At 43.3% G+C, this 2,276-nt stretch carries 1 protein-coding gene; it reads right to left on the bottom strand.

Translation table 11 applies throughout. The features are described from left to right. Window positions 1-26: 26 nt before the first annotated feature. On the bottom strand, window positions 27-2,084 hold the full coding sequence (locus BTU61_RS07195) for a Cna B-type domain-containing protein (protein WP_200772957.1): 2,058 nt from the start codon (window positions 2,082-2,084) through the stop codon (window positions 27-29). Window positions 2,085-2,276 lie beyond the last annotated feature (192 nt).

The following is a 2,276-nucleotide window of genomic DNA, read 5'->3' as shown; positions in this document are numbered from 1 at the left end:
CCCACTCTCTTTTCATTATCAAAATCTTATTTATCTTTTCGTTTTCCACGTAAGAGCAAACCGACTGCTACAATTGCTAAGAGTAAACCAACTCCGATCAATCCGTAGGCAACGACTTCACCTGTTGATGGAAGAATTTTTTTCTTTCCTGCTTTTGGTGTCGTTGACGATTGAGGTTTCTCCGACGTGCTTGATGGTGTTGTAGGAGGAGTTGTCGAAGGTGTAGTTGGCGGAGTCGTTGGGGTATGATAGTTGGTGACGGTGAAGCCATCAATCTTAGCTGTATAACCCGCTACTGAATCCTCTGTCAGGGTGTAGACAATCTTCTTACCTGCTTTGTATACTGGAAGATTCGTAAAGGCTGTCTTCCAATCAGTCGCTGCACTTAGTTCTTGGCTAGCTACTTCTTGACCATCAGCAAGGAGCCGAACGGTTACCTTATCTGGACGCAGGCCATCTTTATTTTCCTTGTCATCCCAGACTTTCTTAACCGTAACTTCTGTCACTTCTGGTGTACGGATATTGGTAATATTGGTCCCCTCAACACTTGCGACATAGCCTTTCACAGGTTCTTCTGAAACGCTATAGGCAATAGCATGGCCAGCATCGTCGACTAGATCAAGATTGTCAAACTGATAGAGCCAATTTCCATCTTTATCAGCTTTCACTTCTTTAGAAGCAACTTTGACACCATTTGCAAGGAGATTGACAGTGATTTTTGAAGGTCGTTTGCCGTCTTGGTTGTCATTGTCATTCCATGTTTTTTGACCAGAGATAATGGTTTTTTCTTTTTTGTTCACGACTTCACGGGCGATTTCAAGGTTATTCCCCCTTCCAAAATCGTCCGGGCTGATCTTGAGGGGTTCTTCAGAGAGCACATAGCCTACTGGAGCTTGGATCTCCTTCACGGTATAGGCTTGCTTGGTCAATCCACTCACAGTTCCCTTACCGTCCTTATCCGTCGTGATGGTTCCGACTTGCTCACCCGTAGCGTCTGCCGTTACAGCAAAGACAGCGCCCGCAAGAGCTTGACCTTTTTCTCCTTTTTTGTGGATGGTGAATGAATATTTCTCCCCATCAAAGTTTCCATCAAGGAATTGATAGCGGATGACAGCATCCTTATTTTGCTCCTTGATTTCTGTCGCAGTCATGGTCGCATTGTTTTTGTATTTGGTATTGATGGCTGGAACCTTATCCAAATAGACGTCATAGCGAATCGTCATGCCCTGTGCAGGCTCTAGATCGCCAATGTGGACAGTCAGAGATTGCCCATCTGCACTCACTACAGGTAAATAATTCTTGGTAACATTCGTGGTGTCTCGCAAATGATAGGCACCATCTTCATCGCTAACCTTCCAAGTCCCTGTATGAATTCGAATCGAATCAGGCTTGATCTTCCCATCTGTAAAGGCCAATTGGTCCGAAATATCAATATTATGGAGGGCTGTATGTCCTTGATTAATGTTCAAGGTATAGGTTAATTTTAATTTGTCACCTGAATTGGTCCAGCCCCATTTGCTAAAGACCTCCGGAGTTGGCGGGTTCTCGCCTGGATTGACTCCTCTATAATCGATCTTTCCGCCTGAAATGACGTTCTTGTCCACTTTTAGCGTAAAGTCAAGCGTCTTTTTCTCCTTCACAACCGCATGGTCTACACGCGCAAAAAAGCGCAGTTTTCCTGTCACATTGGCCAGTCTTTCAGGATAGTCTGTATAGGTCACGGTGATGACTTTTCGTTGATCATCGACCGTTGCCGTCGCAACTTTTTGACCACTTGGATCGAGCAGGTCAATGGTGTCCATTTCAAAGACCTTAAAGCCATCTCCAAGTTGGATAACGGTCTGATCCCCTGCTTTTACTCGCCCATTTGGAAGGACAAAGTTGGCTTCCACCTGAAAACTTTCCCACACTCCCAGTGGATCTGTAATCGCGCCACCCGTGGATTTTGAGATATTTACAGATGTCACGACATCATTGATCGTATCTGCCTGTACTTTAGTGAGATGATGAGGCCTTGCAAATCCTAAAGCCACTAACAAAAATAGGGCAACTGTTGACACAACAGAATAGAGCCGCTGTTTCATAAACGAAGATTCTCCTTTTTCATAATCTACTAGATAAGGTAGGCTGATCAAAAAATTATCACTACATATTGTGATTTTTAGCACAACCCATCTTTTTTCATTATAATCGATTTAATTTGATAAGACAAGCTAATATATATGCTTTTTGTATTTTAAGTACATTTTTTTGATACAAAGAAAAAAGAGAGTGGG

This window comes from Streptococcus lactarius (assembly GCF_016642265.1).
Lineage (GTDB): Bacteria > Bacillota > Bacilli > Lactobacillales > Streptococcaceae > Streptococcus > Streptococcus lactarius.
Note: the sequence above shows the minus strand (reverse complement) of the source record. Positions and strands in the feature narration are given on the sequence as shown.

Excerpts from the sequence above, each read along its gene's own strand:
- BTU61_RS07195 (WP_200772957.1), bottom strand. The coding sequence starts at position 2,084 with ATGAAACAGCGGCTCTATTCTGTTGTGTCAACAGTTGCCCTATTTTTG.